The organism is Halomonas sp. KM-1, assembly GCF_000246875.1.
GTDB classification, from domain to species: Bacteria; Pseudomonadota; Gammaproteobacteria; order Pseudomonadales; family Halomonadaceae; genus Halomonas; species Halomonas aerodenitrificans.
Window position 1 is genome coordinate 1 of the sequence record NZ_BAEU01000116.1, and the last position, 2,992, is coordinate 2,992.

1 protein-coding gene and 2 pseudogenes are annotated in these 2,992 nt (G+C 70.3%); all 3 read left to right on the top strand.

The features are described 5' to 3' along the window. Positions 1–315 (top strand): annotated as a pseudogene (locus tag B8115_RS13040) (hypothetical protein); the annotation flags it as partial. Then, positions 312–1,148: a hypothetical protein gene (locus tag B8115_RS13045; RefSeq protein ID WP_010628253.1), complete on the top strand. Its 837-nt coding sequence runs from the start codon at positions 312–314 to the stop codon at positions 1,146–1,148. The pseudogene B8115_RS13040 and the gene B8115_RS13045, both read left to right, overlap by 4 nt. After that, positions 1,145–2,992: pseudogene (locus B8115_RS13050) on the top strand (hypothetical protein); the annotation flags it as partial. The gene B8115_RS13045 and the pseudogene B8115_RS13050, both read left to right, overlap by 4 nt.

The window sequence follows — 2,992 nt, forward strand, 5'->3', positions numbered from 1 at the left end:
TCGCGAGCGCGTGACGCGGCGCCGGAGGACCCGCTGCTGGCACGCTTCCTCGAAGCGCGGGGGCCGGCACTTCGCCAGCGTCTCCGCCGTGCGCCGCTGTCGCTGCCCGAAGCGCTGACCGAGGGCTGGCACCGCTTCGAAGAGGGCGACTGCCTGGCCCAACTGCTCAACACCTTCGTTGATACCGAATTGCTGGCTCCGGGGCTGACGGTGGGTATCGACGCGACGCCGTTCGAGCTCGAACTCGACGACGGCCGCCGCATTGAGGGGGCCGTGACGCCCTCTCTCGGCTTCTTTCAGGAACAGCACGTATGAACATGACCGAGATGGGCGAAGTGGTCGCCTACCTGCTGCGCTACCGCAGCGCCGAACGCACCCCGGGCGGCGGCCGCAAGCGCCGTGCCGCCCGCGAGGGCCAGCTCTCCGAGCGCGACGTCTGCGCGCTGATCGACGACGCCAGCGAGGCCGAGCGCGAGGCGCTGCGGGACTTCCTCGCCGGCCAGGGCCTGCGGCTCAAAGCCTTTGAATCCGGCGACTACCCCGGCATCGCACCCGGCTCGCGCTACTACGCGCTGCTGCCCGACCCGGAGCTGGAACAGCCGCCGCTCTACACCCGCGAGCCGGTGTTCGAGGCGCTCAAGCTGCGCCAGGAGAGCCGCGCCGAGCTGGCCCAGTGGTACCTGCAGCTGTGGCTGCTGATGCATACGCTGCTCTACACCCGCTACAACCGCGCGCTCTCCGACGTCAGCCGCTATCAGGAGGCGACCTTCGCCGGGGCCGAGCTGGTCGAGCTGATGCGCGACCAGTTGGAGACGCTGCGCAGCCTGGGCGAAGAGGCCCCCGAGACCAGCCGCGTGCTGCTGGAGGAGCGCGGCGAGGACATCAGCCGCCGGGTGCGTGCCTTCATCGATCTGCAGGTGCGCGCCGGGCTGCTCGAAAGCCTGCGCGATGCCGAAGCGAGTGCCGGCACCGAGGAGAGCGTCGGCGAGGTGTGGCAGCAGACCCTGCTTGGGGCGCTGGAGAGCGAGCAGATCGGCATTCATCAGCTCGGCCATCTGCATGCGCTGGCACAGGGGCGTGCCCAGGGCCGCTATCGGGACGAAGAACACGAGGCCGTCATCGACGAGCACGAGGAGACCCAGGCATGAGCGTGATCAACCGCATCGAGGTCGCCAACCTGCTCAACAAGCACGGCGACGTGGCCTCGCCCTGGGACGCCAAGATGCGTCACGTGCTGCTCGATCTGCGCGGCCAGTCGAGCGCCATTAGCATGGAGAACGGCTTCGGCAAGACCACGCTCTCCGAGGCTCTGATCGGCCTGCTGTCGCGGGACCGCACGCTGCTCTCGCGCACCCGGCGCAAGTGCTCGCCCTCGTCGGTGGGCGGCACGGCACGTAGCTGGAGCCACCTGCGCGTCGAGTTCCGCTCGCGCAGCGGGCTCGAGCGCCAGGACGACATGCTGGCCGCCGTCGGCGAGGAGGTGGCCGGCGAGACCTTCGTGTTCGGCTTCTACGGCTACAGCGACGGCAGCGGGCTCTCCTTCTACCACTATGCCGGGCGCCTCGAAGACGTGCCGGTGCACCACCAGACCCTCGACGGCAAGCTGGCGCTCTACGCCAACCGCGACGTCAAGGCGGCCATGGCCGAGCGCAACGTGCGCCTGACCCACAACCGCGAGGAGTGGCTGGAGGCGGTGGGGGCTCACGTCTCCCGTCGCGAGCTGGCCCAGCTCGCCGCCTTCCAGAAGGAGGGCGGCGCCGACAAGAGCCAGATCTTCAACGCCATCAAGCCCCGCGCCGGCGAGAAGGCCGACCAGGCGTTCTTCTTCGAGGTGCTGGCTCCCGAGATCCTCTCCGGCGCCACCCGCGGCGAGACCGACGAGAGCGAGGAGCTGATCGAGGAGGTGATCCTCAACTCCGGCACCAACATCACCGAGCTGCGCCATCGCCTGGAGGAAGCCGAGAGCGACCAGCGCCGCGCCAGCGACAAGGTGGTGCGCCTGGCCGAGCTGCGCGAGCAGGGCGAGTCGCTGCGAGACGCCCGCGCCCGCCTGATGGAGCTCGACCAGGACTTGGCGGCCAGCGAAGCCTTGCTGGGCGGCCAGGCGCTGCTGGGCCTGCCCGGCCTGCCGCGTGCCGCTTCTGAAGAGGGCACTGAGGACGCCGCCGACGAGCGCGGGGCCGCTCCGCTGGATGGCTTCGCCTGGATCGCCGGCGATACCTCGCGGCCGCGGGTCTCCACCTCGCTGCTGGCAACGCTCTCTGGTCTTTCCGAGCGGGCCGTGCGTCAGGCGCTCTCCGAGCGCGGCGCCCGGGTCGACGTGCACCGGCGGCTGATTCATCTGCCCCAGGCCGAGTGGCCGCTCAACCGCGACGTCGGCCACGTCAGCTTCAAGGCTGCCCGCGAGTGGCTGGCCGAAAGCCACGCCCTGGCCGACGACACGGCCCGCGACCGTGCCCTGAGTGCGCTGGACGAGGGCGCCGATGCCTTCGAGGCCGCCGATGGCAACCGCTTCCGCGAGGAAGTGATCGGCGACGGGGTCTATCTCGAGGAGCTGACCCGCGAGCTGGCCGAACTCGACGAGCGTCGCGACGACCTGGAGCACGAGCGCGAGCGGCTGGAGTCCCAACAGCGCGACTTCGTCGACAACCAGAGCTTCTACACCCAGGCGCTGGCCGAGGGGCTGTTCAGCGAGGCCGAGCTGGAAACCCCCGAAGCCAGCGCCGAAGCGGCCAAGGCCCAGGCCTCGAACGCTCGCCGTGCCCTCAACGCGCACCTGGGCCGTGTCGGCGAGCTCAAGCAGGTCGCCGCCTGGCACGATGCCTACCGCCGCGAGTGTCCCGATCTGGCACCGGCCGAGCGGCTCGAGGAGAAACAGGAGCGCGAGGCCGAGCTGGCCGAGTCCCTCGACGAGCTGACCCGGCGTCGCGATGAGGCGCTCGGAGCTTTCGAGATCGCCCGCGGCGAGCGTGAGCGGCTCAACGGCGAGCGT

Bases quoted from the DNA above. Each gene is read 5' to 3' on its own strand.
- B8115_RS13045 (WP_010628253.1), top strand. From the start codon at position 312: ATGAACATGACCGAGATGGGCGAAGTGGTCGCCTACCTGCTGCGCTAC.